Raw genomic sequence first — 26,315 nt, forward strand, 5'->3', positions numbered from 1 at the left:
CTTTACCCCCGGCCTTCGACCGGCAGGTCGAGCTCTGATGCCAGAACCTCCAGCGAGTCGCCGATGATGGAGATGATCTCGCCGACCTGCTCGCTGGTGACGATCATCGGTGGCGCGACCATGAAATTGTCGCCGTCGACGCCGCCCTTGACCCGGCGGCCATAGATGATCAGCCCGCGCTCATAGGCGAGGTCGAGCAGACGCTGCGTGGCTTTCCTGCTCTGGTCGATCGGCCGCAGCGTTTCTGGATCGGCAACCATCTCGGCGCCGGTCAGTAGGCCCTTGCCGCGCACGTCGGCGATGAAGGGAAAGCGCTTCGCCAGTCCCTTCAGACCGTCCATCAGCACGCCTCCCATGGCGGCGGCATTGGCGATCAGGTCAAGCCGATCCATCTCGCCCAACACGGCAAGGCCGGCGGCGCAGGCCAGCGGATTGCCGGCATAGGTATGGCCATGCTGGAAGCCGCCGGAAGCCAGCAGCGGCTGCACCAGCCGCATCGGTGCCGCCAGTGCGCCGAGCGGCGCATAGCCCGAGCCCAGCCCCTTCGACAGCGCGACGATGTCGGGCTTGCAGTTCCAGTGGTCGCCGCCGAGGAATTTCCCGGTGCGGCCGGCGCCGCACATCACTTCGTCATGGATGAGCAGAATGCCGTAGCGGTCGCAGATTTCGCGAATGCGCGCATAGTAGCTGTCCGGCGCTACCAGCGCCGCGGTCGCCGCACCGCCGATAGGTTCCATGATGAAGGCGACGACGCTCTCCGGGCCTTCGGCGAGGATCTTCTCCTCCAGCATATCGGCATAGCGGATGCCGCGCTGCTCCATCGAAAGGTTGTCGCGGTCGCGCCAGGCGGTGGGCGCGGGCACGGTCGGCATCACCCGCATCATCGGCGTAAAGGTCTCAGCCAGGGCGTCGTCGCCGGTGATCGAGAGCGAACCCAGCGTGCCGCCATGATAGGAGGGGAAGCGCGTGATCACCTTCCATCGGCTGGCCTGGCCGGTGGCAACGGCCCATTGCCGCGCCAATTTGATGCAGGATTCCGTCGCCTCCGAGCCGCCCGAGACGAAGAAGATGCGGTCCATGCCCTCCGGCAGCTTGGCCGCAAGCTCACGCGCAAGCTCTTCCGCCGGCTCGTTCTCGAAATGCAGCCGATAGGCGAAGGTGGCGCGGTCCATCTGCCGCTTCATGGCGTCCAGCACATTGCGGTTGGAATGGCCGATATTGGCGACCATCGGCCCGCTCGATCCGTCGATGAAGCGGCGGCCGTCTTGCGTCCACATATAGATCCCCTCGGCGCGATCGATCAGCGGCCGGCGCAGGCTGGAGAGGTAGAACAGATGCGATTGGCGCCGGGCCTCGGTATCTCGAGCAGCGGTCTGGGTCTTCGACATGTCAGGACTTTCCAAGGTAGCGATCAAGGACATTTTGGGTGACGCGTTCGACCATCGGGTCTTGTCTTAGCAGGCCGGCGACCCATTCGCAGCTTCCGGCGTGGAACACCTCGCCCTTGCCGCGCGGAAAATTGACGATCATGCCGTTGCCGCGTTTGACTTTTTCGAGATTGGCGTCGCTCGCCTCGCCGAACAAAGTCTCGGCGGTGAAGCGGCCATCCTCGTCGGTCAAAAACTGGTCCTCGATCGGAATATCGGCGCTTTCCTCGACCTGGCTGGCCATGCCGACTGCAAGAACCTGTAAGCCATCCGGCGCTCCGCTGGTCGCGGTGGGGTAGGGCAGGCCGCCGCGGATTTCGAAGTCGAGCCCGTCGACCTCATAGCCATAGACATGGCTGTCGGCGCCGAGCAGGTCGCCATAGTAGATGCCGGTGCCGGCGAACGCCCAGTGTTCCGGCCGGTAGACCGGAAAACCACGCACGCCGCGCGGCGCGCAGCCGCCCCAGCCGGCATAGACGCCGCGCGTCGCGTTGAGGCCGAAGGTTGCTGAACCCGGCCGGCCGATTTCCGGCGCTTCCCAGGAATTGGTGGCACGAGTGACGTCGCCGCCGCGGTAGGCGGGGTCCTCGGTCCGGGCACGATATTTGTAGCAGACCTGCCGCCCGCCTTCGTCCTCGAGCCGCGTCTGCCACATGAAATTGCCGGCGAAACGAGCCGCATGCCCGCCGCGCTCAACATAATTGTCGACCGCATCGCGCATTTCCCATGTCCAGTACTCGTCATGGCCCACGAAGACGGCGCAGTCGTAGCCGTCGAGAATGTCGGGCGAAAAATGCAGATCGTGCTGGCTGGCGAGATCGACATGATAGCCGGCCCGCTCGGCGAAGCGGAAGAAGTGGCTGTCGTAGCTCGCCCAGCCTGACGAGGCGTATTTCTTCGAATGGCCGGTGGCCAGCGCCCATTCCATATGCGGATACCGCGGCACGGTCTTCGGCGGCACGGCGACCTCCAGCGGCACGCGCGGCGCATCTTTGGGCAGCGCGACGAAGCCGCGGCACCAGGGGCGCTGCGTCGACACGATGGGCGAATACTGGTTGCGGTCCGGCCCGGTGATGCCCTGATAATGGTTGGAGCCGCCCCAGGTGTTGTAGGCAAGCCAGGTGCCCGTCGCCGCCACCTGCAGCACACGGCCTGGCTTCCTGCCGGGTTGGGGAGAGACGATGAAGAGATGGTGGCTGTGAATTGGCTTGCCGTCCCGACCATCGGCAATCAGCGTTATCCGATAGGCACCGGACGGCCAGTCGCTCCCGACACGGAATTCGAAGGACGCTTCCCAGCCGCAGCCCTCGGCCGAGCACTGGTCCGGGCTTTCCTGCCAGCGCGATGCAATGCCCGATTTCTCGAACAGTTTTGTCTCGCTGCCGCCGTCGCGGGTAATCGTCATGCTGAACGACGGCGCCGTCGAACTAACATGCAGCGCCACCGTCTCGCCGGCGCGATAGGAAAAGCGGTCCGAGTAGCACCAGATTTCGCCGCGCGCGCCATCCATGCCGGGCCATTCATAGTAATGGCCGCGCACCGCGTGGCGACGCTGCTCGGGCGTCAGCCCGAAATCGGGGAATTCGGTCGGCAGATGGGTCATGAACACCGGAAAGGATCGAAGGTCGCCATTTCGGCCATCTGCCGGCCAAGCGTCAAATGGAAACGATCGGGCCAGCAATTGCTTAGCCGCTCTTGGCCGCACAAGGCAAAGCGACTATTTCAGGCGAGGCGGTATGTTCCGCCCGGGGAGCCAGCATGCTCAGAGTGCAAAAGGTCAAGGTCGACGACATCTACGTGCCGACCGCGCGCAAGAAGACATTGCACCCCGAGACCGTCCGCCATCTGGCCGAGGACATATTGGAGAACGGCATGAAGACGCCGATCCAGGTCCGCCACGATGGCAAGCGCCATATCCTTGTCGAAGGCCTGCACCGGCTGGAAGCGGCCAAGTGGCTCGGCGAGACCGAGATCGACGCCTACCTGGTGCAAGCCAAGCGCCATTGACTCCTCCTTCGTCCTCTCAGCATTGAAAGCCTGCCGGTAATTTTCACTGGGCTTTGTCGGGTTGCGTTCTGTCGGCTCGTCCTTGGGACGGAAGCCAGATCAAACGCAGGAGACCGCCTTGACCACCAAGCTCGACATCGCCCCCGCCAATGACCGCGAACTGGTTCTCGCCCGCATCATCGATGCGCCGCGCGAGAACGTCTATCGCTGCTGGACCGACACCAGGCTTTTGACGCAATGGTTCGCCCCGAAGCCTTGGACGACGCCGCGCGCCGAAATGGATGTGCGCACGGGCGGTTCGAGCCTTGTCGTCATGGCCGGCCCCGACGGCAATGAATTTCCGAACCCCGGGGTGTTCCTGGAAGTCATTCCGGGCAAGAAGATCATCTTCACCGATGCCTACACTCAGGCATGGGAGCCTTCGGAAAAGCCGTTCATGACCGTCGTGCTGACCTTTGAGGACGAAGGCGAGGGCCGGACCCGCTACATCGCGCGCGTCCGCCACTGGAGTGTCGCCGGCCGCGAACAGCACGAGCAGATGGGTTTTCACGCGGGCTGGGGCCAGTGCACCGACCAGCTCGAAGAGCTCGCCAAGACGCTTTGACGCCAACGCACGGAGGAGATCGATATGCCCAAGACCTTGCTTTTCGCTATTCTCGCTTCGGTCGCAGCGCTTCTCAGCTGTCCGAGCACCACAAATGCCGAGGAGGCAAAACCTGCCATGACCACCGAAACGAAATTGGCGAAACCCGAAAAATCCGGCCTGCTGCCGGTCAACGGCCTGAATTACTACTACGCCGTTTACGGCAAGGGCGAACCGCTGCTTCTCCTGCATGGCGGTCTCGGCTCCATCGACATGTTCGCCCCGATCCTGCCCAAGCTCGCCGAAAACCGCACCGTGATCGGCATCGACCTGCAGGGACATGGCCGCACCGCGCTCGGCGACCGGCCGTTCAGCCTGGAGGCGATCGGCGACGACATGGCCGATATCGTCAAGGCGCTCGGTTATCGCCAGGTGGACGTGATGGGCTATTCGCTGGGCGGCGGTGTCGCCTTCCGCATGGCGGTCCAGCATCCCGAGACCGTGCGCCGGCTTGTGTTGGTTTCGACCGGGTATGCCGCCGACGGCTTCTATGACGAGATGCGCCCGCAACAGGCGCAGGTGAGCGCGGCGGCGGCCGAATTCATGAAGGACACGCCGATGTATAAATCCTACGTCGCGGAGGCGCCGCACCCGGAGGATTTTCCGAAACTGCTCGATGCGCTCGGCAATTTCATGCGCCAGGACTACGATTTCTCGGCCGATGTTCCCAAGCTGAAGATGCCGGTCATGCTGGCCTATGGCGACAGCGACATGTACAAGCCCGAGCACGAGATCAAGTTCTACCAGATGCTCGGCGGCGGGCTGAAGGACGCCGGCTGGATGCGCGAGAACCTGTCGCAGAATCGCCTGGCAATCCTGCCCAACCGCACGCACTACGACGTCTTCTTTGCTCCCGAACTGACAGCCGCCGCTTTGCCGTTCCTCAACGGCGAGACCAAGGTGAAGAGCTGGGACGAGGTGGTTAGCGAAACGGAATGACAGCATGCCATTCCCGCCGGCTGTCTCGAGAGGGATGGCCGGCGGATTGTCTAAGAAGCTTTTGCCCGACGCGGCTGCCTGAGATGCTTGATGCCGCTCATCTCGACGAAATTCGTGGCCGCCTCCCAGAGATAGTCGCCGTAGAGAAACGGCTCGAAGGGCGCGGCGCCGCTCAGCGGCAGCGGCGCGATCTCGGCGTCGACACGCGGTTCATAGAAAAACGGGATCGAGAACCGCGCCGTCTTCGGTGCGATCACCCGGTGCCGCGTCGCCCGCACACGCCCGCCGGTCCAGCACTCCAGCAACTGGCCGAAATTGACCGCCAGCGTGCCGTTGGCGGGCGGCACGTCGATCCATTCGCCGGCGAGGTTTTTGGCCTGCAAGCCCTCGACGCCGTCCTGCGCCAGCAAGGTGACGAAACCGGAATCGGCATGCTCGCGGCCGATGATGGTGCGGGTCTCCCCTTTGTGGATCACCGAGAAGTCAGGCCCGCTGATATCGATGCTGGCATTGCCATCACGCAGCGGGTAGCGGATCAGGCGCAGCGTCGAGATGCCATGCTCGAAATACGGATCGAAGATCGTTTCCGGCAGGCCAAGCCCGCGCGCGATCGACCGCATCAGCGCGTTGCCGACCGTCTCCATCGCGCGGTAATAGTCCGCCGCTGCCGCGCGCCAACCAGGCAAGATATCTTCAGCTGGCACCGGCGTCGGCTCGCACAGCGGATCGTCGGAGGCCGAAAAGCCGGCTGCATCGGCGATATCCGGCCCCATGTCGATGCCTTCCTTGTATGAGACGGCTGTCGGCTGCAGCGGAAACCAGCCGCGATAGACATTCTTGCTGGTGCGGTCGAAATTCCAGCGCAGCAATTTCTGCTTCTCGGTGTCGGGAAGAGCGAAGATGCGCAGCAATTGCGCCCGGCGTTCCGGCATCAGCCAGGCGTCTCCGGGAAAATCCCGAACCGCCATGAAGCCTATTCCGGACGCGGCGGCCATGATGCTGATGTCGACGCGGTCGCGGCCGGGCGAGGGCGGCCCGAACAGATCCGCAATGCCGATGGTTTCGATGTCTTGCGTCACGGCTCCACCCGCATCACGGTAATCGATGAAATTGTATCAAAGCTTTTCAATTGACCCAATCCGTCCCGCCATTTACCTCGGCCGTACACTCTCGTCATGGATCACGGTGATGGCTAAACATCAGGGCGGGTGCCTGTGCGGAGCGGTGCGCTACAGCACCGACGCGGCGCCTATCAACGAACGCATCTGCCATTGCCGGCTTTGCCAGAAGGCGATCGGCGCCGCCTTCAACGCCCGCGTTCTGTTTCGCATCGATGATGTGACCATCGAGGGGCCGCTGGCGACAGTGAACACCTCGCCCGATCTCAAGCGCGGTTTTTGCCCGAGCTGCGGCACGACGATGTTTTCGCGCCGCGATTCCGCCGGCATCATCGGCATCACCACCGGCTCGCTCGACGACCCCACTTTCTTCAGGCCGCAGATGCATATTTTCACCGCCTCGAAACAGCCCTGGGTGGTGCTCGACGACGGCCTGCCGCAATATGAAGGCGCTCCGCCGCCAGGCTAGGTCTTCCTTCTCCCGCAAGGTGAAAGGGAAGGTGAGACCATGACCAAAAATTGATCCAAATCATCACGCGATAGCCGGCAAAACGTCATTGGCGGGCCATCATTGTCTTCTTATCTATGCTGCGCGGGCCGGCATCGAGGAGACGACGGATGAACGACAGCATCAGCACCCTGGACGAGCTTTTGAGCGATCCGATGGTCCTGCTTGTCATGGAGCGCGACCGTGTGCGCCCGGAACAGGTGCGCATGCTGCTCGAACGGGTGCACAGCCGGGCGCCCGATGACGCACGCTCCGATCAGCCGGTCGTTCCGCCAGCCCATATAGTGGCCAGAAGTTGCTTCCAGCAATGGCTGCGCAGTTAGGCGCGGTCAGTTGGAGCTAGGCGGCAAATAGCTGTAATGGCTGCGGAAATAGGCAATCCTGAAGCCCAGGCGTGCGTAGTTGCGATAGGCCGGACCGTCGCGTTCCTCGTGCGGTGCCTCGATGTCGGCGACGAACAGTTTCGCGCCGGCCGCAATGCCGTCGCGCACCAGCGCTTCTCCAAGCACCGCGTCGAGATCGAAGCTCGGCGCCATGATGCCCGGCACCGGCGCTTCGATGCCGCTCCAGGCCGCGCCGTCGGCGCCGATGAACAGCGAGCGCACCGCCGCCACTGCGCTATCCCTTTTGGCCATGTAGTGATGCCAGCCCTGTCGGCCGACCAGAGCCAGCAGCCAGGGTGAGGTGGGCAGCCGGTAGCTTTTGTCGATGAAGCCGGCCCATTCGCTTGCCGATGCCTTCGTCACGCGTTCGACCGAAACCCCATCAACCGTGAAGAGCGGCTCGGACGACAGCGGTTCGGCCTCGCGGTAGATCCGCTCCCAGCCGCCCTGGCGCTGCAGGCCGCGTGCCTCGAGCCAGCATCTGAGGCGTGAGGGTTCGCTGTGTGGATTGACATAGAACCAGGGCCGCGAAATGCCGGCGGCGCGGTAGTGCGCCAGCAGCGCGTCGAGCTGGCTTTCGGAGGCCGGGCTGTCGACGCCGAAATTCTTCACGCAGTTGAAATGGACGAACGGGATCGTGGTGCAGGTGGTCCAGGCGAGGTCGCCTTCTCCCGCTATCGAAAGGCTCTGCCTTGCGGCGAAATCGGCCGGCGCGGCGGCATAGAGGTCGAGCCAGGCGTTCACCTCGGCGCGCTCGATAATACGGCTGAGGTCGCGCGAGACATCCTCGATCGCGATGGCTGGCGAGTGCGGTTCGGGCAAGGGCTGTAATTCTGACAGGGCGGTCAGCATGGCTCTCCTCCGTCATTTAACTTACAGTGTAAGATTGGCGGAGAATAATATGAACGGGCGGCTTGTCAAGCGGCGCCTTACAAATCCGTAAATAGGATTCCGCGCATCGCGAGTCTATTGCTCGCGCGGATCGCTCTTCAAGATTCTCCGACGGAAAGGCTCGACATGGCTGACATCTGCACCCAGGGCCTGGATACGGGCTTTGTCGGCCTGGGATATGCCAAGGTCGCCTTTCTCGGCCTGGTGCAAGGCATCACCGAATTGCTGCCGATTTCCTCGACCGCCCATATGCGCATAGTCCCGGCGGTACTTGGCTGGCAGGACCCGGGCTCCGCCTTCTCCGCCGCCATGCAGCTTGCCGCCCTTGCCGCCGTGATCAGTTATTTCTGGGGCGATGTCAGGGATCTCCTGTTCGGCTCGCTCGACGCGCTCACGCGGCGCGATTTTTCCGACCGGCATTTCCGGCTGGCGTCCTGGATTGTGCTGGCGACGATCCCGATCGTCATTGCCGGCGTCGCGCTATCGGGTGTTCTCAATGCTTGCAATTCGCCGCTGCGCAGCCTGGGCGTGATCGGCTGGTCGTGCATCGCCATGGCGATCCTGCTGGCTCTGGCCGAGATTTTCGCCCGCCACAAGCGCACTATCGCAGAAGCGTCGCTCGCCGATGCGCTGCTTGTCGGCGTCGCCCAGATCGGCGCGCTGATCCCCGGCGTCTCGCGCTCGGGCTCGACCCTGACGGCGGCGCTGGGGCTCGGCTTCAAGCGGGCCGAGGCGGCGCGCTTCTCGTTCCTGCTCGGGCTGCCGGCGATCGCGCTTGCCGGTCTCAAGGAACTGTGGGAGCTGCACAAGGTTCATCTCGACGCCCATGGCTGGTCGGTTCTTGCCACCGGGTTGGTCGTCGCCTCGATCTCCGCCTTCTTTGCCATCTGGGGCCTGATGCGGGTGCTGGAACGCTTCTCCGCCTGGCCTTTCGTCATCTATCGCGGCCTGCTCGGCGTCGTCCTGTTGCTCGGCCTTGCGATGGGATGGCTGGCTTAGCGGGCCTAGTGTTGCGCGCCGGCAACCACTTTAGCGCATGAGTCGATCCCTCGCAGATGTGATCGCTAGGGTTGATTGACTTCGGAATGTAACCGCCCTTAACATTCTGTTAACAAAACAGATGGGTGGGGCCGGATGGCATCCTCGATGGGTTGGCGCCGCAAGGCGAAGGGGCTGGCGGTTGCCGCGGCCGTCTTTTGTTCGGTGGCGGGTTCGGCCTATGCCGCGCCTGCCTCCATGGTTGTCGGCGGCTCGACCTCCCAGCCGATCGGCCACTATGATTTTTGCAAGATCCATGTCACCGAATGCTCGATCCGCTCGCCAGACAGCGTGCCGGAACGCCTGACCAGCAAGCTGCTGCACGATATCTCGGCGGTGAACCTCTCGGTCAACACGCGCGTCAAGCCGATGAGCGACATGGACAATTACGGCAAGGACGAGTGGTGGGCCTATCCGGACAACGGTTTTGGCGACTGCGAGGATTACGCGCTAGAAAAGCGGCGTGAGCTCAACAGCCTGGGCATTGCCATAGCCAATCTTTTGATGACGGTGGTTCGCAAGCCTGATGGCGAGGGTCACGCCGTGCTGACGGTGCGTACCGACAAGGGCGACTTCATCCTCGACAATCTGACCGACAAGGTCCGCCTTTGGAACCAGACGAGCTATCGCTACCTGAAGCGTCAGGCGAGCGACAACACCGGGCACTGGGTCTCCATTCTGGGTGGCGACGAACAACTGGTCAGCGCCGTCAAATAGTCTGGCCGGCTCCGCCGCGTCCGAGCTTGAACCTCGATCCGATCCTTTGGTGCCGGTCTTCCATCGTGCCGGCAAGTGGTGATAACCACGACAGCTGATTGAGGCTGGCATCCGCGGGCGCATGGATTTTCTGACACTTCTGAACTCGGCGCCCCTGCTTGCGGGCCTGGTCAAAGCCGCGCTGCCGCAGGCCGTCGCCGGCACGATGGCATTCAGCCAATGGTTCGTGTCGCTGCCGCCGTGCCGCGACTTCGCCTTCGAGGCGACCAGCTATCTCGTCTGCGAGGTCGATCCGAAGCTGTATTCGATCGAGCTGTTCTGGAAGGATCCGGCCGGCAAGCCATTTCAGTCGCTGCACAATCTCGACGCTGCCCAGCGCGCGGCCGGCCGCATCATGCTTTTCGCCGTCAACGCCGGCATGTATCATCCGGACCTCAGGCCGGTTGGCCTCTATGTCGAGCGTGGCCAGGAAATGGCCGGCGTGAAGACGGGATCGGGAAGCGGCAATTTTTCGCTGCAGCCGAATGGCATCTTCTACGTCAGCGGCGGCAAGGCAGCGGTCCGGGCGACCAGGGACTTCGTCAGGAACCGGCCGTCCACCGACTATGCCACGCAATCGGGACCGATGCTGGTGGTCGACGGCCAACTCCATCCGAAATTCCGGTCCGACGGCACCTCGCGCAAGACCCGCGACGGCGTCGGGGTGCGCAAGGACGGCGTCGCGGTCTTTGCAATTTCGAACGGCAGTGTGAATTTCCATGCATTCGCCCGGCTGTTCCGCGATGCGCTCGACTGCGACAATGCGCTGTTTCTCGACGGCACGATATCGAGCCTGTTCGCGCCTGCCTTCGGCCGCAACGACGACTACTGGAATCTGGGGCCGATGATTGGTGTGTTCAGGAAGCGCGGCTAGGCGCGGGCGGTTCGTCTGCTCCGGAGCTTGAGCGCGATCACTGCTATGATGATCAGGGCGACCACGCCGATCGCCGCCAGCCCGAACAGGCTCGTCACGTCGAGTTCGGGGATGCTGCCGGCGCCCTTGGCAACGAGCCAACCCGGCGACAGCACGATCGGCGCCCAGATGATCGCCGACAGGATGTTGGCGATCTGGAAGCGACGCCGGTGCATGCCCATCATGCCGGCGACCAGCGGTACGGTGGCGCGGACCGGGCCGAAGAAACGGCCGACGAAAACCGCTGCAAAGCCATAACGATGGAAGAACAGCCGCGCCCTGGCGACCTCGCGGCGGTAACGGTTGAGCGGCCATTTGTGGACGACGCCGCGCCCCAGCCATCTGCCGAGAAAGTAGGAAATGGTATCGCCCAGCGCCGCCCCGATCATCGCGGCAAGAAGGACCGGCAAAGGCTGGACGATGCCGGCCCCGACCAGGCCGCCGACGATGATGAGCACCGTAGTGCCGGGCAGGAGGATGCCGACCAGCACGAGCGCCTCGCCGAAGGCCAGCAGCCCGACCACGAGGCCGGCCCATGCCTGATGGTTCTCGATGAAACAAACGCTCTGGTCGATGAACGCCTGCACGCAAGCTCCTGTTTAAAAGCGTTTCTCAGCTGCCACTGTCGAGCAGGCTTCTGAGTTCGTCGAGCTTGTCATTGACGAGCCAGCCGTAATAGTTCTCGACCGGCAATTTGCGGCCCTTGCCGCCGGCAAGCGCCGCGTGCAGGTCGGCCGCCCGCTGCCGGGGCTGGCCGACATTGTAGAGCGTGGCGGTGATGCCTGGATTGCCCGAGATGTCGAAGCCCTGTTCCTTGTAGGCGTCGATGGCGTCGCGCACGATCGCGGCGATGTAGACGATGCTGCGATCGGGATCCATGACATCGCGATAGATCGCCTGCGGATGATCCGGAGTCAGCCTGTCATAGCCGCTCACCTTGTTGACCAGATCGGTCACCTCGAGCGCGGTCAGCGAGCTGATCTGGCCGAGGCCGAATGTCTGGCCGGCGAAGAAGGGCTGGAAGAAGGCCTGCTGGAAGGTCATCGCGTCATAATTGACGCCGTCGACCGTCTTGCCGCGGAAATGGTCGACCCACACTTTGTCGCGGCAGCTCCACAGGGAGGCACTGTCTTTCGCCTCGGCGCAGGCCGCGAATTCCGGCCGCTGGACAAAGGTCTGCACCGGCACGCCCTTGTAGCGGAACGCAAAGTCGAGGCCGGAATAGGACAGCGCCTTCACATAGTAGGTCTGGACCGAGCCGACGGCCGTCACATTGTAGGTGTGTTCGCCGACCAGCGCGCCGACGATATGGATAGGGTCGATATCGTAGCCCGCCGCGACCTGCTTGATATGCGCCACCAGCTTCTTCTCGCGCTTCAGCAGCGCGACGATCTTCTCGTATTTTTCCGCATAGGTGGTCTTGAAGGCGCGGGTTCGCGTCGCCGATGCATCCGGGATCGGCGGCTGCGTCTCGGAGCGATTGCCAGGGGGAACGACGATCAGCGGGCTGGCATGCGCAGCCTCGGCCAGCAGGGCGCCGCCGCAGGAGAGGGCCGCGAGCAGGGGGACCAGGAGAAGCCGCTGCAACGCAATCATTGGGCGCCTTTTGTAAAAATCGTGTGGAAAATGCCTGCGGCAAACACCGCCTTCCGTCTCAACAGCCACATCATGGCACTGTCAAGGCTGGGCCGGCGGCGTCGACGGCGAATGTCTGAAACGGGTCACAGTCATGGTAAAAAACTTGATTCAAACTTTATTGGTAATTTCTCGTTCATAACTGGCCCGGTTGTCCGTCGGCCGTTGCCTTCGGTCTGTTGTGTTTTGAGTACAGGTCCAGATGCGGTTATCAGGCGCCATCAGTTTCGTGATCGCATCGCTGTGCCTCGCCGGCTGCTCTTCGACATCGGGCATGGACGCGCTCGACGTGCAGAAGCCCTCGAATGAGACCACCAGTTCGGTGGTGCGGCCAAGCGCACCGATCGGATCCGTTCCGGTGAGTAAAGCCGGCAATGCGCGCAAGCTGGCCGAGACCGCGCCCGAGGACGGTCCTGATCGGCCCTTTGGACTGGCGGAGGAAGAAACCGTGGCGCTTTCGGCGCCCGAACTGCCGGACAATGTCGATCCGCCCATTGAACCCGCGGCCTTGGTGTCGCCGCCGAAACTCTTGTCGCGCGCTGCACCGGCGATGCTTGCCGGGCCGGTCACGCGCTACGGTTTTCGCGATGCCAAGCCGATCAATTTCGGCCGGGCCTCGCCCCGGCACCTTGCCGTGCACGGGGTCGACGTGTCGCGCTGGCAAGGCGACGTGAACTGGGAGAAGCTGCGCACCCAGGGCGCCAACTTCGCCTACATCAAGGCGACCGACGGCGGCGACCATCTCGATCCGATGTTCATGAGGAACTGGCGCAATGCCGATGCCGCCGGGCTGAAGCGCGGCGCCTATCATTTCTTCTACTGGTGCCGCACCGCCGGCGAGCAGGCCGACTGGTTCATCCGCAACGTGCCGAAGGTCGATGGCGCGCTCCCGCCGGTGATCGACGTCGAATGGAATGGCGATTCCAGCTGCAAGCGGCGCCCATCACGGGAAAAGGTGCTGGAGAAGATGCAGGTGTTCATGGACAAGCTTGAACGCCACTACGGTCAGCGCCCGATCATCTATACCTCCCCCGATTTCTATCGCGACAACCTCCAGGGCGCTTTCCTCGACTACCCGTTCTGGCTGCGCGCGGTGGCGCGGCACCCGTCAAAGGTCTATCCCGGCCGCAAATGGCTCTTCTGGCAGTATTCCGGATCCGGCCTGTCGCACGGTGTGACCGGCCGCATCGACCTCAACGTCTTCCATGGCGACGAGCGGCAATGGCGCGCCTGGGCCGGCGGCGGCGGCCGTCAGATGATGGCCGACGCGGACTAGGGTTCGCGTCGCCATTCGTTCCGGTCCTGCCGTCTATTGGAGCTGATTGCTCCCGTCATTCCTTTCCTCGCTCAGCCGCAGCTTTCTCCGCAGCGCCATGATCTCGGCAATCGCAGCATCGATCATGGTGAGAAGCGTAATCGTATCGTGCTGGGTGGGATCGGCTCTGACGTAGGCGAGCTGGTTGACGATGTCGGTGTCGTCCTCGTTTTCGTCGCTCATGACCGCTTTCCGGTTGTTATCTTCCAGACGTTCTCATTCGATCCGATCCGCCGTCAAATTGCACCGATATCACTTCGTCGTGTGAATGGTCGCCCGACCGCCCATCCAACCGGTCCGACTGCCTTATTTTGGACGACGGCGACGCGATTCGTCGAAGGTGGCAAAAGCCAGAACCGCGGAAAATGATGCGAAGCTGAACAGGACTGCGGCGATAACCATGAGGTCGTAAGTCGACACGTTCGTTCTCCCTGGGATGATAGCCAAGGAGCAAGGAGACAGCACGGGCGATGCGTCCGCGTTGATCTGGATCAACCGATCGGCCGATGCCGGCGCCGTGCGCAACAGGGGGTGACTGTGGCCGAGGCGGCGGCTGGCGGGGCGAGATGTATGTCGTCCCTTCGTCATTCTCGGCTCTATCGGGGCTGCCGCGCCCTAGGAGGAAGCCGCGGGCTCGTTGATCATTGCCTCGATGTTGTAGCCATCGGGGTCGAGCACGAAGCAGGCGTAGTAATTCTCCGCATAATCGGGACGCGGGCCGGGCGCGCCATTGTCTTGGGCGCCGGCTGCCAGCGCCGACTGGTGGAACGCATCGACTTCTGCCTTGCTGCCGACGCGGAAGGCAACATGCAGATGGGTGAGCGGCGGCGCCTCGCCGGTTCGCTGGATCTCGAACAGGCAGCCATTGCCAACATCGAAGGCCCAGAACACGCCCTCCTTGCCGAAGGACAGGCGATAGCCCAGGGGCACGAAAGCGCGTTCGTAGAAGAGCTTGCTCTTCTCCAGGTCAGCCACTTCGATGGTTATGTGATCGATCATCTGGTCCTCTGTTGCGAGTGAACCCCCGTAGGCCTATGTCTGGCGCGCTTCCTGTTCTCGAATGTCCGCGGTCTGGGCCAGCACCCAATCCCTAAACACCTTGATCTTCGGGACGTTGCGGCGACTTTCCAGGTGCACCAGCCAATAGCCGTCGCCGTCGGACCCGACGATGTCAAAAGGCTTCATCAACTGCCCCTTGGCCAACAGCGCGCTGTAGAGGTTTTGCGTGAGGATTGCAGCGCCCTTATCGGTCAGTGCCGCCATGGCGTCATAGGCCTGCCCGCCAAGCGCCGGACCGGGGATGACCCGAGCAGGATCGAAGGGCACGCCGGCTGCTTCGAACCAGATTTTCCACCAGGGATCGTTGGGGCCGCACAGCGCCACCTTGTAGAGATCCTCGGGGTGGCGGATGCCGCCGACGCTCTCGGCCAGTTTTGGACTGAGCATGGGCGTGTAGTCCGCCTTGAACAGATAGTGGGCGGTCAGGCCGGGCCATTTGCCGGTGCCCGTCCGGATCCCGATATCCATGGCCTCGCGCCCGAAATCGACCAGCCGGGACGATGTATCAACCTTCACGGCGAGGTCTGGATGCATCAGTTGGAATGTTCCCAGCCAGACGGCCAGCCAGTTCGATGCAAATGTCCCCATGGTCGTCACCGACAGCACGCCGGTCGCTCCGCCCTTGGTGGCGACCCAGGCATCCGCCAGGACCGAGAACGCGCCGGATGCATGCGGCGCCAGCTGCTGTCCGGCCTCGGTCAAGGCAATCTGCCTTGTTTTTCTTATGAAAAGCGGCGTTCCGGCGCGTTCTTCCAACACCTTGATCTGATAGCTGGCCGCCGACTGGGTCATGCCGAGTTCTTCGGCCGCCTTGGTGAAGCTGCCCAGTCGCGCGGCGGCTTCAAACACCCTGATAGCCCCTAGTGGTGGTAGCTCCCAACTCATGATGCATCAATCCTCCTGATGCATGGTACGCGACGTTCGATTGGAATCCAAGGCCGCGACCAGGCATGATCTGGTCATCAACCCGAACCCGAAAGGACCACGGCAACGACCACCACCCTCTACAGCACGCTTCGTCGTCCGATGCTTGAGCTCTTCACCGTGCCGTTCAGGTCCCGCAGGCGCGGCCTGCTTGACCAGCGTTCGCTGTCGGATCATTTCCTGCGCGACATCGGCGTCCTCGACGGACACGTGCCTCCCGGCACCCTTCGCTGAAGAAGCTTTTTTGACTCACATGGATGCAAGGGAGGGCAAGATGGATGTGTTGTCGCAGGCTCTGGCGAAGAGCCGTCAAACGATCAGCGCCTATGAGGATTATGCGGATCGCTACGATGCCATCGTGCGGCATGTTCCCAACGAGAGAGAGCAGGCATCGCTGAAGCGCCTTGTGGCGATTGCAGGCACTGCCGGCCAGATTCTGGAAGTCGGGTCCGGAGCGGGCTACGATGCGGACTTTCTGGAGGGCCTGGGCGTCAAGGTTCGGCGCACCGACGCGACAAAACGGTTTCTCGAGCTGCAGGCCGCGCGTGGCAAGCATGGTGAGCTTCTCGATCTCCTCACCGACGATCTCGGCGGCCCCTATGACGCCGTCCTGGCGCTCGCCGTCCTGATCCATGTGCCGCGCGATCAGACCGACCAGGTGCTTGCCAAGATAGCCCGGTCGCTGCGGCCAGGCGGCGCCTTGCTCGTATCGATGCGCAATGGCGATGGCGAGACATCAGGCAACTATCATACGGTCTTGTGGCGCAGGGACGACTTCGCGGCCCGTCTCGAAGCCGCCGGGCTGGTGCTTCTCAGGGACGATTTCAACGTGGGCCGCAACAGCGAGGAATGGAACACCTTCCTGGCTGTGAAGCCGGCATGACGCTTGGGAGAAGGAAGGCGCGCGTTACGCCCGACCGCTCATCTCGACTTTGCGAATAAACGAGACATTGTCGCCAACGTGCTGTCTAGTGCCTGTTCCTGCACTCCGGGGGGATCAGGGTGGAGCTGGAACTCAAATTTCTGCTTGTCGGATTTGCCTGCGCGGTCTCCGGCATGCTGTCGCTCATCACCTTCGTGAAATGGCGAGAGGTGCAGGCGCTCAGCCGCTGGTTGCCGACGCCGGGAAAGATCATCTCGTCGCGCGTCGAGGCGCGTGAGGTCAGAAGCTCGGGCTCTGGTTCGGACAGCACCGATACCACGGAGATGCGGAATTTTCCGGCCATCACCTTCGAATACAAGGTCGGCGGCAAGAAATTTCAAAGCTCGCGCTACAGCGTGAAGGAGAATTTGGGGAACTTCGAGGTCCGCGAAACCCTTGCGCAGTTTCCCCGCGGCGCGGAGGTGACCGTCTTTTACAATCCGGCCGATCCGAGCAAGGCCGTGATCGAGCGCACCATGCCGGACGGCGCCTTCAAGTTCATGTTCCAGCTTTCGGCCGGGTTGGTGATCGGCACGGCGGTTCTGGTGTTTTCCATCGGCGGCGTGCTCGAGGCGATCCGGCCACATCTAGCCAAGCCGCAGAATCTCGGTGCCGCGGCATTGTTGCTGTTCATGGGCCTGTTCGCGCTACGCATGGGCTTTGCCCAGAAATCGCTTGCCGAGCAGGCGGCAAAATGGCCGGTCGCCCCCGGCCGCATTGAGTCCTCAGGTCTGCAGGCGCTGCGAAACTATAGCAGCTATCGACGCTGGCGCACCGTCTTCAAATCCCGCATCGTCTACAGCTATGGCGTCGCCGGCCAGCGCTACAGCGCCGACCGCGTCACCTTCGGCGCCACGGTCACGGCTTCGCTGCCCGGCCTCGTCGGCGGTCAGGCGCGAAAGTATGTCGAGGGCAGCAAGGTCGACGTGCATTATGACCCCGCCAATCCTGGCTCGGCGGTGCTCGAATGCCGGGTGCGCGGGCTCTGGCTGCTGTGGGTCTGTGCGGCAGGATTTCTCGGCGGCGCTGCCTTTCTGGTCGGGCTGGTGTGAGGACAGGCTTTTGGCTTCCACAACGCTTTCCCGGAGATATCCTGTGATCCTTCGCAAACTGGCTTTCGTTTTCCTGGGCCTGCTCGGCCCGATCCAGATGGCGAATGCCAAGGAATGCCTGCTGAGCCACGCCACCTACCTCGAGCCGCGCTCGGGCGCTGTCCTGCAATTCCGGCCACTGGCCAATGAGCCGGCGGCGCTGACGGCGCAGGTGTTCTCGCTGAGCGTACCCAACACCGACAAAAACCTGCCGGCCGACATCACCTGGACCAACGGCAAGAATTCCTTTCCGCTCGGCACCATCCGCCATGCCTGCACCGACGACGATCGCGAAGCGGGCCTGCAGGATGGCAGCGGACTGTGCAGGATATGGGACGGTCAGGTCTATGCCTTGACCGGCGGCGGGGCCGAACAGTTGAACTCGCGCGAAGCGACACCGGCGCCGAAAGGGCTGCTGTTGCCCGATTTTGGTGTGGCTTTCACCGAATGGGCCGATTTCGCCAACGCCAATCCGGACGGCTCGGCCTGGGATGCCTTCACTCTGACAGGATGCGGCGATGGCTAGCGCCGTGAGATCGATCAGGTCGCGTTGCGTGCAGGCGCCTAGACCAGTGCCGCTGCCGACCCACCTCCTGGCCCGCCCCCGGAGGTCACGCTAGGTCCGCGCCACTGGGCGGTTCCTTCTGGCGTACGCCGATCCAGCTGATGCGATGTGATCGATGGCAGACGTCAAACCGCGGATAAGCGGCTTGCGTAGCGGCGTTTCGACAAAACGCCAGATCAAGAAGGAAGCAAGGAGCACCGCGAGCAAAACGACAAAGAACGCAGCGTTCTTGCCGATTAATGGGGCCAGTGCGTTGAGAGAGAGATAACCTATGTACTGGTGCAGAAGATACAGCGGGTAAGTCAATCCGCCGAGCATCAGAACGGTTTTCGAAGGGGCCACAAGGGAGCGGATCAGGAGTGCGCCTGCGAAAATCCCAAAGACAAATCCATTGGCGACCAAGAGAGCGGGATAGGGAATGGCCATTCCGTAATGCTCCTGCATCCAGCCCTGATTGAATGTGATCGTCTGGCACGACAACAGGAAGGCTGCGACAAGAAGGATGAGCGCCGCCGGCGAACGACCTTTTGCGACGACCTGTTGAGCCAAAATACCGACGGCAAAAAAAGGCGCGTAGCTTGTGATAAGCAAAATTCGTATCGCCGTGTTCCCGAAGAAGAACTCATTTCCTGCCGAAATCACGAGCCAGATGGCAACGATCGGTAACTTCCAACGCTGGAAGGCACCCGCAAAAATAAGCGCCGCAACCCAGCCATAGAATACGATCTCGAGCATGATCGACCAGTAGACACCATCCATGGACGGCCTGCCGAATGCGCGGGCGAACATGGAAAGATTGGCGACATAGGTCGAAAAACTCGTCGGAAATCTAGGGTTGTTGGCGATTGAGAGAGCGACAAACGTCAATGTCATGCAGAGCAGAAATCCAGGATAGAGCCGCACGAAGCGCGCGACGGCGAAATCCTGCCACTTTCGCCCCTCAGCCGACCACGTGATGACAAAACCGCTGATCAGGAAAAACAGGCTGACACCGAGATAGCCATAGATAGCAAACGGGGCAGCCGCAGGATATCCAGCGTCGATATCTCCGGTAATCGGCCCCCGATAAAGGTAGTGAAAGCACACAACCGCCAAGGCTGCGATCAATCGCAGAAGGTCGAGTGATGCCAGGCGCGATGAGTTGGTGTTGCCAACCATTTCCATTGCCCCTCTTCGCCATACAGGACCCTTTGACCCTGACCAAAAGCCTGGTCCCAAGGCTTCAGCGTCACAGAGAGAGGTCTATCGAGCGCGTATCGATAGTGCTTGTCGCTTCGGGCTAAATCATCGTGCGTTTGCATGAGTTCGGCCCCGCCAGAACGGGACTGAAGGTTCACAACGCTCTCAGAATAAAATGCGCGTGACGATATCACCGTGACCACTTGAAGCCGATCAGGGGCAGGGTAAGAACCAATACCGTGCCGGCTCTTGACCGCGCGCATGTTCAACAATGTCAACAACGCATAGACCAGCCCAGGCAAGGTCTTCAGCCGCTTTCGGATGTAGACCGCCATTGCAACGTTCCATACAACCGGAGCAAAGCGCGAGCCCTATCGCGGCACCCAATGGGCCGTAGATCTGTATCCCGATAACGCAGCCGATGACGCAATAGCCGCGCCCACCATCATCGTCCCAGCGGCCGCCCTCTTGTTCCCTGTCATGGTCAAGAGATTCAATTGCGGTCCGCATAAGGCCACGAATACGTACCCAGGCATGAACACCCGCGCGATGGGCGCCCCTGTACCAAAGTCGTCACGCACCAGCTCAAGAGCGGTCGAACAATCACTGGCAAAGGGATTGCCCATTGCCAGTGCGACGCCTCCGGCTGGTTCCGAGCGCTCACCCCCGGCTTCAGCCTAGACGTGAACCAGGAGGCCCCGACATTGATCCAGGCCTCCTGCCTTTTTCCGTTTGCTCACCTCTCAAAAACGAGGGTGAGCAAACTTCGTGTGTCGAATGAGCAGTTTACCTTGACGTCGAGCGAGATACAGTGACGCGTCGTCAGTCAGTCAGGGCGCGCTTCAAATTCTCAGCTGCACCCGCTCGTGGCGCCGCACGTGTCGCACTTCTCGCAGGTCCCGTTCCGCACCATCGTGAAATTCTGGCATTCGGAGCAGGAATTGCCGGTGTAGCCCTGCAGCAGTGACTTGGCGCGGCGGTCGGCGGCGAGTTTCTTCGCCTCGGCCGCTTCGTTCGCTGCCGCGTCGGTGAACAGCGCCGCCGTGGCATCCGAAGTCTCCGAAACCGCTTCCTCGAAGGCGATGTCCTCGGCCAGTTCCTTGGCCCGCTCCTCATAGTCGCGCTTGTAGGCGACCGCCTCGTCGCTGGCCGGCTTCAGCGCCAGCACGTTGGAGCCGGAGAAGGCGGTCGGCGCCGAGCGGGCAGGGGTGCCTGTCGAGCCGCCGGCAAAGCCCTTCGGCTCGTTGCCGATTGCCCTCGACACCAGCTTCACCGGCGAACCGCGAGTCAGACCCTTGGAAACGGCGTCGGTCTTGCCTTCGCTGATGCCGCGGCCGAGCGCGGTGTTGGAAAAATCCGACTGGTCGACATGGGCGAGGTCGTTGCGGCCGAGATAGGAGATAGCCAGTTCGCGGAACACATAGTCGAGGATCGACGTCGCACTCTTGATGGCATCGTTGCCGATGACCATGCCGGCCGGCTCGAACTTGGTGAAGGTGAAGGCGTGCACATATTCGTCGAGCGGCACGCCGTATTGCAGGCCGAGCGAAATCGCGATGGCGAAGTTGTTGAGCAGGCCACGCAGCGTGGCGCCTTCCTTGTTCATGTCGATGAAGATCTCGCCGAGGCGGCCATCATCATATTCGCCGGTGCGCAGGAAGATGGTGTTGCCACCGATCTTAGCCTTCTGCGTGTAACCCTTGCGGCGGCCAGGCAGCTTTTCCTGCTCGCGCGACACGCGCTCGATGATGCGCTCGACGATCCGCTCGGTGATCTGCGCCGCGCGCGCTGCGGCCGGAGCCTGGATCAACTGCTCGACGGCTTCGTCCTCATCCTCCTCGCCATCGGCGAGCAGCGAGGCGTTCAGCGGCTGCGACAGCTTCGAGCCGTCGCGGTAGAGCGCGTTGGCCTTCAGCGCCAGCTTCCACGACAGCATGTAGGCGCCCTTGGCGTCTTCCACCGTCGCATCGTTGGGCATGTTGATGGTCTTGGAGATGGCGCCCGAGATGAAGGGCTGTGCGGCCGCCATCATCTGGATGTGGCTGTTGATCGAAAGCGAGCGCTTGCCGATCTTGCCGCAGGGGCTGGCGCAGTCGAACACGGCGAGGTGTTCGGCTTTGAGGAAGGGTGCGCCTTCCAGCGTCATGGCACCGCAGACATGGATGTTGGCGGCCTCGATGTCCTTCCTGGAGAAGCCCATCGCCGGCAGCATCTCGAACGAGAAGTCGTTGAGCTGCTCGTCGGTGAATCCAAAAGTCTCCTTCACCCAGTCGGCGCCGAGCGTCCACTGGTTGAAGACGAACTTGATGTCGAAGGCCGACTTCAGCGCCGCATTGAGCGCGGCGATCTTGTCGTCGCTGAAACCCTTGGCCTTGAGCGAGCCGGGGTTGATGCCAGGCGCCTGGTTGAGATTGCCGTGGCCGACCGCATAGGCCTCGATCTCGGCGATCTGGCTCTCGGAATAGCCGAGCGTGCGCAGTGCTTCCGGCACGGCGCGGTTGATGATCTTGAAATAGCCGCCGCCGGCGAGCTTCTTGAACTTCACCAGCGCGAAATCGGGCTCGATGCCGGTGGTGTCGCAATCCATGACAAGGCCGATCGTGCCGGTCGGCGCGATCACGGTCGCCTGCGCATTGCGGTAGCCGTGCTCCTCGCCGAGCTCGATGGCGCGGTCCCAGGCGGCTTTCGCATGCTCGGCAAGCGCCTGCTGCTTGAGGTCGGAAGCGACCAGCGGCACCGGGTTGACGGCGAGCTTCTCGTAGCCGTCCTTGTCGCCATAGGCGGCGCGGCGATGGTTGCGCATGACGCGCAGCATGTTCTGGGCGTTGCGGTCATAGTCGGGGAAGGCGCCGAGTTCGGAGGCCATTTCCGCCGAGGTGGAGTAGGCGACACCAGTCATGATCGCGGTGAGCGCGGCGCAGATGGCGCGGCCCTCGTCGGAATCATAGGGAATGCCCGAGGTCATCAGCAGGCCGCCAATATTGGCGTAGCCGAGGCCGAGCGTGCGGTATTCGTAGGAGAGCTTGGCGATCTCCTTCGACGGGAACTGCGCCATCATCACCGAGATTTCGAGCACGATGGTCCACAGACGCACGGTATGCTCGTAGGCGGCGATATCGATCGTGCCGTCGGCGTTGCGGTAGGGCAGCAGGTTGATCGAGGCGAGGTTGCAGGCCGTGTCGTCGAGGAACATGTATTCCGAGCACGGGTTGGAGGCCCGGATCGCACCGGCCGAAGCGCAGGTGTGCCAGTCGTTCATCGTCGTGTTGAAATGCAGACCCGGATCCGCCGACGCCCAGGCGGCGTAGCCGATCTTTTCCCACAGGTCCCTGGCCTTCAGCGTCTTCAAGACCTTGCCGTCCTTGCGGGCCGTCAGGTGCCAGTCGGCATCGTCCTCGACGGCGCGCAGGAAATTGTCCTTCAGCGACACCGAATTGTTGGAGTTCTGGCCCGAAACCGTCAGGTAGGCATCCGAATCCCAGTCGGTGTCGTAGGTCTTGAACGACATCGAGGTGTAGCCCTGCTTGGCGAACTGGATGACGCGGTAGATGTAATTCTCCGGCACCGCCGACTTCTTGGCTGCCTTGATCTCGCGCTTCAGCGCCGTGTTGATGGCCGGATCGAAGCAGTCCTCGCCATTGCCTTCGCAATTGACGCAGGCCTTCATGATGGCTTCGAGATGCTTCTTGACGATCTTGGAGCCGGTCACCAGCGAGGCGACCTTCTGCTCTTCATTGACCTTCCAGTCGATGAATTCCTCGATATCGGGGTGGTCGGCGTCGACGATGACCATTTTAGCCGCGCGGCGCGTCGTGCCGCCCGACTTGATGGCGCCCGCGGCGCGGTCGCCGATCTTGAGGAAGCTCATCAGGCCGGACGAGCGGCCGCCGCCCGACAGCTTTTCGCCTTCGCCGCGCAGCAGCGAGAAGTTCGAACCGGTGCCCGAGCCATATTTGAACAGGCGCGCCTCGCGCACCCACAAATCCATGATGCCGCCCTCGTTGACGAGGTCGTCCTGCACGCCCTGGATGAAGCAGGCATGCGGCTGCGGGTGTTCGTAGGAGGACTTCGACTTGGTCAGCTTGCCGGTGAAGGGGTCGACATAGAAGTGGCCCTGGCTCGGACCGTCAATGCCGTATGCCCAGTGCAACCCAGTGTTGAACCATTGCGGCGAATTCGGCGCGACACGCTGAGTGGCCAGCATATAGGCGAGCTCGTCGCGGAAAGCCCGCGCGTCTTCCTCCGACTTGAAGTAGCCGCCCTTCCAGCCCCAATAGGTCCAGGTGCCGGCCAGACGGTCGAAGACCTGGCGGGCGTCGATCTCGGAACCGTAGCGCTCGGCTTCCGGCAGCTTGGCCAGTTCAGCTTCGTCGGCGACGGAGCGCCACAGGAAGGAGGGGACGTCGTTCTCCTCGACCTTCTTCAGCCGCGCGGGCACGCCGGCCTTGCGGAAATATTTCTGCGCCAGGATATCGGCGGCGACCTGGGAGAACTGCGCCGGGACATCGATGTTGTCGAGGCGGAACACCACCGAGCCATCCGGATTCTTGATCTCGGAAAGCGCCTTGCGGAATTCGATCTCCGCATAAGCCGATTGCCCTTGCTTGGTGAAGCGACGCTCGATGCGCATTGGTCCGGTCCTTTTGTCTATATATAGCGCTTTTCCCCAGGGATTTCTCCCCCTGATGCGAAACGCGCATGTCCGCCGTCTGCCGGCGTTCGAAAACGGCCGGCTCTCCATTCCGCGATCTCCCCCAGCATTTGCAGCCTGGGCTTCTCGTGAAGCCTCTGTCACAACGCGCCGGCGAACCCCGCGGGTCCCTCAAATCTGATTTTTTCGATTCCCTCACTCGAGGGAAATTCACACTATCTAGCGTCGAACCTACCTGCAAACACTAAATATAGTATTAACAGACAATTTATTCCAGTCCGACAATTCTCCCTTTCGTCGCCCCACCACCCCACAACCCCAACGCTTCCGCCGGCCTCGTAAACGGGCGGAAATGCGGGCAAAAACGCACATAATCCGGGAAAAAGACCGGGCTCAGAACTTTCCGGTCGCGCTCTCAACAGGAGCACATGGCCTATAAAAGGCGACTCGTTTTGCGCCGTCAAGGATTCGTTTGCGTAGCTTTTGTGACCCCAACATCTTGTGTGTCACACATGTGGATAACGGGGATAGAACTGCGCCGCCGCGATTGCCGTTTCGACCGGCGGATCTGCGGCCTTTGACCGCCGGGAGGCGTCCGTCGTGAGCAAATCTGGTCGGCCTCGAAAGCCCTGTCGGGCCGATATGCCAGATATCAGCCGTAATGCAGCTTCGGCTTCGGCTCGGTGCCAGTGAATTGTACGCCGACCCGGTCGTTGCGGCGCCAGCGGACCTCGCAGCGATAGGCGACGCCGTCGGGCGGCACATAAAGCAGGAAACGATCGGGCACCCGCGCCTCGAGCGGTATTTTCAATTCGGCGCCGCCCGCATGCTGGTTGCGCAGCATCACGGCGATTTCCGAGTTTTGAATCCCGGTGATGACGGTTCCACCCTTGAGCACGCGTGGACGGTGCTCGCGCTCGGGCTCGCCGGTATGTTGCTGAAGTGGGTCTACAGGATTCGCCATAATCAAACGCCAGATAGGCCGATTCTTAGCGAATAAGGATTAGCAAACCTTTCATGCTCGACACATCACAGGGTTGTGAATCTGCCCTGGAGAATGCCGAGGTCAGCTAGGAGAATCTGTGCGGGTCGGCGCAGAAATAGGCGATGATCTGGCAAAGGTCCGGCTCATTGATCATACGCACGGCTTCGCTGGAATTGACCCACTTGCGGGTGCGGGAGTGCTTTTCCTTCCAGCGGTCGGCGATCTTGTCCACGTGCAGCGGAAACACCAGCACCTCGCAGGGCACTTCTTCACCCGAAGCGAGAACCTTGGCATAGAAGTAGCGGCCGGCTTCGAGATGCGAGACGGTTCCGCGCAATCCGGCTTCCTCGCCGGCCTCTCGCGCCGCCGCCTCGCAGAGCGGCTCCTTGGCTTCCGGCCAGCCCTTCGGCAACACCCAGCGGCCCGTGTCGCGGCTGGTGATCAGCATGATCTCGACGCCATTCCCGGTATCACGCCAGGGCAGCGCGGCAACCTGCAGACGGCACGGCGCGGTGCCGAAGAGTCGCCGGACCCTTTCGGCCAGATGGTTGTGCGTCGTTGGCCTTGTCAACATCGGAGAAGCTAGCCCCAGCCTCCAGAATCGTTTGCCGCCTTACGAATCTTACGGCTAATTCTGACCAATAATAGTAAAAACTTTGATCAGCCTAGCCGATTCCCGCCAATAGAGGTCGATTTCACAGGATATCCTGTCCCTGGGAGCCGCCCACGGAAGCAAATATTGTCGTCGGTGGCGGCTTAGTTGGAAAAGGGGCGTGTCGCGAATCAGCCGGCGTGGTCGTCGGCGATCGGCTTCTGGTAGGTGAAGCCCATGTCCCAGGGGAAATAGATCCAGGTATCCTGGCTGACCTCGGTGACGAAAGTATCGACCAGCGGCCGGCCCTTCGGCTTGGCGTAGACGGTGGCGAAATGCGCCTTCGGCATCATTGCGCGCACGATGCCGGCGGTCTTGCCAGTGTCGGTCAGGTCGTCGATGATCAACACGCCGGCGCCGTCGTCGGCGAGCAGTGCCGGCGTAATCTCCTTCAGCACCTGCAACTGCCCCTGGCTGGTGTAGTCGTGGTAGGAGGCGACGCAGACTGTCTCGATGACGCGGATGCCGAGCTCGCGCGCGATGATCGCCGCCGGAACCAGCCCGCCGCGCGTGATGCAGACGATCGCCTTCCATTGCCCCTTGTTGGCGCCGGAAAGCCGCCAGGAAAGCGCGCGGGCGTCACGATGGAACTGGTCCCAGGAGACCGGGAAGGCTTTTTCGGGAAGAGACATTTTTCGCGCACTCCGCAGCACGCGAAGACCGCGTGCACAAAAACAGGGGAATGCGCGCGGAATTAACTGGAAAGCCTCGGCC

The 26,315-nt window shown here is 62.2% G+C and carries 27 protein-coding genes; 12 read left to right on the forward strand and 15 right to left on the reverse strand.

Annotated elements, in window-relative coordinates:
- Positions 1-2: 2 nt before the first annotated feature.
- Positions 3-1,388, reverse strand: coding sequence for an aminotransferase family protein (locus AB4Z43_RS14990; protein ID WP_019857817.1), 1,386 nt, complete (start codon positions 1,386-1,388; stop codon positions 3-5).
- A gap of 1 nt (position 1,389) precedes the next feature.
- Positions 1,390-3,030, reverse strand: coding sequence for a N,N-dimethylformamidase beta subunit family domain-containing protein (locus tag AB4Z43_RS14995; RefSeq protein WP_038646470.1), 1,641 nt, complete (start codon positions 3,028-3,030; stop codon positions 1,390-1,392).
- Positions 3,031-3,185: 155 nt separating this feature from the next.
- Here AB4Z43_RS14995 and AB4Z43_RS15000 point away from each other — a divergent pair, with 155 nt between their 5' ends.
- The 3 genes from AB4Z43_RS15000 to AB4Z43_RS15010 all read left to right on the forward strand — a co-directional run bounded on the left by AB4Z43_RS15000 (position 3,186) and on the right by AB4Z43_RS15010 (position 5,016).
- The gene (locus tag AB4Z43_RS15000) at positions 3,186-3,434 is read left to right on the forward strand and encodes a ParB N-terminal domain-containing protein (RefSeq protein WP_008875526.1); all 249 of its coding nucleotides are present in this window, start codon (positions 3,186-3,188) and stop codon (positions 3,432-3,434) included.
- A 118-nt stretch (positions 3,435-3,552) separates the two neighbouring features.
- Positions 3,553-4,038, forward strand: coding sequence for an SRPBCC family protein (locus AB4Z43_RS15005; RefSeq protein WP_038646475.1), 486 nt, complete (start codon positions 3,553-3,555; stop codon positions 4,036-4,038).
- Positions 4,039-4,062: 24 nt separating this feature from the next.
- Entirely contained in the window at positions 4,063-5,016 is a 954-nt protein-coding gene (locus AB4Z43_RS15010; RefSeq protein WP_038646477.1) for an alpha/beta fold hydrolase, read from the forward strand.
- A gap of 50 nt (positions 5,017-5,066) precedes the next feature.
- Here the strand turns inward: AB4Z43_RS15010 and AB4Z43_RS15015 are convergent, their stop codons facing one another.
- Positions 5,067-6,095 (reverse strand): isopenicillin N synthase family dioxygenase, encoded by a 1,029-nt coding sequence (locus AB4Z43_RS15015; protein WP_441938120.1) that lies wholly within the window; start codon positions 6,093-6,095, stop codon positions 5,067-5,069.
- Between the two features lie 109 nt (positions 6,096-6,204).
- Between AB4Z43_RS15015 and AB4Z43_RS15020 the strand changes: the two genes are divergently transcribed.
- A complete protein-coding gene (locus tag AB4Z43_RS15020) occupies positions 6,205-6,603 on the forward strand; it encodes a GFA family protein (RefSeq protein WP_019857821.1) in 399 nt (132 codons plus the stop codon).
- 149 nt (positions 6,604-6,752) lie between these two features.
- On the forward strand, positions 6,753-6,965 hold the full coding sequence (locus AB4Z43_RS15025) for a hypothetical protein (protein ID WP_441938122.1): 213 nt from the start codon (positions 6,753-6,755) through the stop codon (positions 6,963-6,965).
- 6 nt (positions 6,966-6,971) lie between these two features.
- Here the strand turns inward: AB4Z43_RS15025 and AB4Z43_RS15030 are convergent, their stop codons facing one another.
- Positions 6,972-7,877, reverse strand: a complete 906-nt coding sequence (locus tag AB4Z43_RS15030) for a hypothetical protein (RefSeq protein WP_019857823.1) — start codon at positions 7,875-7,877, stop codon at positions 6,972-6,974.
- Between the two features lie 165 nt (positions 7,878-8,042).
- Between AB4Z43_RS15030 and AB4Z43_RS15035 the strand changes: the two genes are divergently transcribed.
- The 3 genes from AB4Z43_RS15035 to AB4Z43_RS15045 all read left to right on the forward strand — a co-directional run bounded on the left by AB4Z43_RS15035 (position 8,043) and on the right by AB4Z43_RS15045 (position 10,584).
- Positions 8,043-8,915 carry an undecaprenyl-diphosphate phosphatase gene (locus AB4Z43_RS15035; protein WP_019857825.1) on the forward strand — a complete coding sequence of 291 codons (873 nt, stop codon included), beginning with the start codon at positions 8,043-8,045 and terminating at the stop codon, positions 8,913-8,915.
- A 135-nt stretch (positions 8,916-9,050) separates the two neighbouring features.
- Positions 9,051-9,671 carry a transglutaminase-like cysteine peptidase gene (locus AB4Z43_RS15040; RefSeq protein ID WP_038646490.1) on the forward strand — a complete coding sequence of 207 codons (621 nt, stop codon included), beginning with the start codon at positions 9,051-9,053 and terminating at the stop codon, positions 9,669-9,671.
- Positions 9,672-9,792: 121 nt separating this feature from the next.
- Positions 9,793-10,584: a phosphodiester glycosidase family protein gene (locus tag AB4Z43_RS15045; protein WP_441938125.1), complete on the forward strand. Its 792-nt coding sequence runs from the start codon at positions 9,793-9,795 to the stop codon at positions 10,582-10,584.
- Here the strand turns inward: AB4Z43_RS15045 and AB4Z43_RS15050 are convergent.
- Together AB4Z43_RS15050 and AB4Z43_RS15055 are read right to left on the reverse strand one after the other, a co-directional pair.
- On the reverse strand, positions 10,581-11,210 hold the full coding sequence (locus AB4Z43_RS15050) for a DedA family protein (RefSeq protein WP_441938127.1): 630 nt from the start codon (positions 11,208-11,210) through the stop codon (positions 10,581-10,583). The two genes, AB4Z43_RS15045 and AB4Z43_RS15050, sit on opposite strands and share 4 nt — an antisense overlap.
- Before the next feature lie 25 nt (positions 11,211-11,235).
- On the reverse strand, positions 11,236-12,219 hold the full coding sequence (locus AB4Z43_RS15055; RefSeq protein ID WP_441938129.1) for a DUF1402 family protein: 984 nt from the start codon (positions 12,217-12,219) through the stop codon (positions 11,236-11,238).
- A 241-nt stretch (positions 12,220-12,460) separates the two neighbouring features.
- Here AB4Z43_RS15055 and AB4Z43_RS15060 point away from each other — a divergent pair, with 241 nt between their 5' ends.
- Positions 12,461-13,534 carry a glycoside hydrolase family 25 protein gene (locus AB4Z43_RS15060; protein WP_038646495.1) on the forward strand — a complete coding sequence of 358 codons (1,074 nt, stop codon included), beginning with the start codon at positions 12,461-12,463 and terminating at the stop codon, positions 13,532-13,534.
- A 33-nt stretch (positions 13,535-13,567) separates the two neighbouring features.
- On the opposite strand, the gene AB4Z43_RS15065 is transcribed toward AB4Z43_RS15060, so the two are convergent.
- From AB4Z43_RS15065 to AB4Z43_RS15075, 3 genes are all read right to left on the reverse strand, one after another.
- Positions 13,568-13,756, reverse strand: coding sequence for a hypothetical protein (locus AB4Z43_RS15065; protein WP_019857832.1), 189 nt, complete (start codon positions 13,754-13,756; stop codon positions 13,568-13,570).
- A 432-nt stretch (positions 13,757-14,188) separates the two neighbouring features.
- A complete protein-coding gene (locus tag AB4Z43_RS15070; RefSeq protein WP_038646498.1) occupies positions 14,189-14,572 on the reverse strand; it encodes a VOC family protein in 384 nt (127 codons plus the stop codon).
- Between the two features lie 33 nt (positions 14,573-14,605).
- Entirely contained in the window at positions 14,606-15,517 is a 912-nt protein-coding gene (locus AB4Z43_RS15075; RefSeq protein ID WP_019857834.1) for a LysR family transcriptional regulator, read from the reverse strand.
- 313 nt (positions 15,518-15,830) lie between these two features.
- Between AB4Z43_RS15075 and AB4Z43_RS15080 the strand changes: the two genes are divergently transcribed.
- The 3 genes from AB4Z43_RS15080 (at position 15,831) to AB4Z43_RS15090 (ending at position 18,095) form a co-directional block, all read left to right on the forward strand.
- A complete protein-coding gene (locus AB4Z43_RS15080) occupies positions 15,831-16,439 on the forward strand; it encodes a class I SAM-dependent DNA methyltransferase (RefSeq protein ID WP_441938132.1) in 609 nt (202 codons plus the stop codon).
- Between the two features lie 119 nt (positions 16,440-16,558).
- The gene (locus AB4Z43_RS15085) at positions 16,559-17,530 is read left to right on the forward strand and encodes a DUF3592 domain-containing protein (RefSeq protein ID WP_441938134.1); all 972 of its coding nucleotides are present in this window, start codon (positions 16,559-16,561) and stop codon (positions 17,528-17,530) included.
- 43 nt (positions 17,531-17,573) lie between these two features.
- Positions 17,574-18,095 (forward strand): hypothetical protein, encoded by a 522-nt coding sequence (locus AB4Z43_RS15090; RefSeq protein ID WP_441938136.1) that lies wholly within the window; start codon positions 17,574-17,576, stop codon positions 18,093-18,095.
- Positions 18,096-18,185: 90 nt separating this feature from the next.
- Here AB4Z43_RS15090 and AB4Z43_RS15095 read toward each other — a convergent pair whose 3' ends face one another.
- From AB4Z43_RS15095 to gpt, 6 genes are all read right to left on the reverse strand, one after another.
- Positions 18,186-19,292 carry an acyltransferase family protein gene (locus AB4Z43_RS15095; protein WP_441938138.1) on the reverse strand — a complete coding sequence of 369 codons (1,107 nt, stop codon included), beginning with the start codon at positions 19,290-19,292 and terminating at the stop codon, positions 18,186-18,188.
- The gene (locus tag AB4Z43_RS15100; protein WP_210184881.1) at positions 19,238-19,648 is read right to left on the reverse strand and encodes a hypothetical protein; all 411 of its coding nucleotides are present in this window, start codon (positions 19,646-19,648) and stop codon (positions 19,238-19,240) included. The genes AB4Z43_RS15095 and AB4Z43_RS15100 overlap by 55 nt, the downstream gene beginning before the upstream one ends.
- A 515-nt stretch (positions 19,649-20,163) precedes the next feature.
- Positions 20,164-23,943 (reverse strand): vitamin B12-dependent ribonucleotide reductase, encoded by a 3,780-nt coding sequence (locus AB4Z43_RS15105; RefSeq protein ID WP_027046781.1) that lies wholly within the window; start codon positions 23,941-23,943, stop codon positions 20,164-20,166.
- Between the two features lie 673 nt (positions 23,944-24,616).
- Complete coding sequence (locus tag AB4Z43_RS15110; protein WP_441938140.1) at positions 24,617-24,928, reverse strand: PilZ domain-containing protein; 312 nt, start codon at positions 24,926-24,928, stop codon at positions 24,617-24,619.
- A 106-nt stretch (positions 24,929-25,034) separates the two neighbouring features.
- A complete protein-coding gene (locus AB4Z43_RS15115; RefSeq protein ID WP_019857844.1) occupies positions 25,035-25,523 on the reverse strand; it encodes an NUDIX hydrolase in 489 nt (162 codons plus the stop codon).
- A 209-nt stretch (positions 25,524-25,732) separates the two neighbouring features.
- A complete protein-coding gene (gene gpt / locus AB4Z43_RS15120) occupies positions 25,733-26,233 on the reverse strand; it encodes a xanthine phosphoribosyltransferase (protein WP_010909158.1) in 501 nt (166 codons plus the stop codon).
- Positions 26,234-26,315: the final 82 nt, after the last annotated feature.

The sequence above is a fragment of the Mesorhizobium sp. 2RAF45 genome, from assembly GCF_052115225.1.
Classification (GTDB): Bacteria; Pseudomonadota; Alphaproteobacteria; order Rhizobiales; family Rhizobiaceae; genus Mesorhizobium; species Mesorhizobium jarvisii.

What these genes read in the sequence shown, in the direction of transcription:
- AB4Z43_RS14990 (WP_019857817.1), bottom strand. Translation starts at nt 1,388, where the DNA reads ATGTCGAAGACCCAGACCGCTGCTCGAGATACCGAGGCCCGGCGCCAA.
- AB4Z43_RS14995 (WP_038646470.1), bottom strand. Translation starts at nt 3,030, where the DNA reads ATGACCCATCTGCCGACCGAATTCCCCGATTTCGGGCTGACGCCCGAG.
- AB4Z43_RS15000 (WP_008875526.1), top strand. Translation starts at nt 3,186, where the DNA reads ATGCTCAGAGTGCAAAAGGTCAAGGTCGACGACATCTACGTGCCGACC.
- AB4Z43_RS15010 (WP_038646477.1), top strand. Translation starts at nt 4,063, where the DNA reads ATGCCCAAGACCTTGCTTTTCGCTATTCTCGCTTCGGTCGCAGCGCTT.
- AB4Z43_RS15020 (WP_019857821.1), top strand. Translation starts at nt 6,205, where the DNA reads ATGGCTAAACATCAGGGCGGGTGCCTGTGCGGAGCGGTGCGCTACAGC.
- AB4Z43_RS15025 (WP_441938122.1), top strand. Translation starts at nt 6,753, where the DNA reads ATGAACGACAGCATCAGCACCCTGGACGAGCTTTTGAGCGATCCGATG.
- AB4Z43_RS15030 (WP_019857823.1), bottom strand. Translation starts at nt 7,877, where the DNA reads ATGCTGACCGCCCTGTCAGAATTACAGCCCTTGCCCGAACCGCACTCG.
- AB4Z43_RS15035 (WP_019857825.1), top strand. Translation starts at nt 8,043, where the DNA reads ATGGCTGACATCTGCACCCAGGGCCTGGATACGGGCTTTGTCGGCCTG.
- AB4Z43_RS15040 (WP_038646490.1), top strand. Translation starts at nt 9,051, where the DNA reads ATGGCATCCTCGATGGGTTGGCGCCGCAAGGCGAAGGGGCTGGCGGTT.
- AB4Z43_RS15045 (WP_441938125.1), top strand. Translation starts at nt 9,793, where the DNA reads ATGGATTTTCTGACACTTCTGAACTCGGCGCCCCTGCTTGCGGGCCTG.
- AB4Z43_RS15055 (WP_441938129.1), bottom strand. Translation starts at nt 12,219, where the DNA reads ATGATTGCGTTGCAGCGGCTTCTCCTGGTCCCCCTGCTCGCGGCCCTC.
- AB4Z43_RS15060 (WP_038646495.1), top strand. Translation starts at nt 12,461, where the DNA reads ATGCGGTTATCAGGCGCCATCAGTTTCGTGATCGCATCGCTGTGCCTC.
- AB4Z43_RS15065 (WP_019857832.1), bottom strand. Translation starts at nt 13,756, where the DNA reads ATGAGCGACGAAAACGAGGACGACACCGACATCGTCAACCAGCTCGCC.
- AB4Z43_RS15070 (WP_038646498.1), bottom strand. Translation starts at nt 14,572, where the DNA reads ATGATCGATCACATAACCATCGAAGTGGCTGACCTGGAGAAGAGCAAG.
- AB4Z43_RS15075 (WP_019857834.1), bottom strand. Translation starts at nt 15,517, where the DNA reads ATGAGTTGGGAGCTACCACCACTAGGGGCTATCAGGGTGTTTGAAGCC.
- AB4Z43_RS15080 (WP_441938132.1), top strand. Translation starts at nt 15,831, where the DNA reads ATGGATGTGTTGTCGCAGGCTCTGGCGAAGAGCCGTCAAACGATCAGC.
- AB4Z43_RS15095 (WP_441938138.1), bottom strand. Translation starts at nt 19,292, where the DNA reads ATGGTTGGCAACACCAACTCATCGCGCCTGGCATCACTCGACCTTCTG.
- AB4Z43_RS15100 (WP_210184881.1), bottom strand. Translation starts at nt 19,648, where the DNA reads ATGGCGGTCTACATCCGAAAGCGGCTGAAGACCTTGCCTGGGCTGGTC.
- AB4Z43_RS15105 (WP_027046781.1), bottom strand. Translation starts at nt 23,943, where the DNA reads ATGCGCATCGAGCGTCGCTTCACCAAGCAAGGGCAATCGGCTTATGCG.
- AB4Z43_RS15110 (WP_441938140.1), bottom strand. Translation starts at nt 24,928, where the DNA reads ATGGCGAATCCTGTAGACCCACTTCAGCAACATACCGGCGAGCCCGAG.
- AB4Z43_RS15115 (WP_019857844.1), bottom strand. Translation starts at nt 25,523, where the DNA reads ATGTTGACAAGGCCAACGACGCACAACCATCTGGCCGAAAGGGTCCGG.
- gpt (WP_010909158.1), bottom strand. Translation starts at nt 26,233, where the DNA reads ATGTCTCTTCCCGAAAAAGCCTTCCCGGTCTCCTGGGACCAGTTCCAT.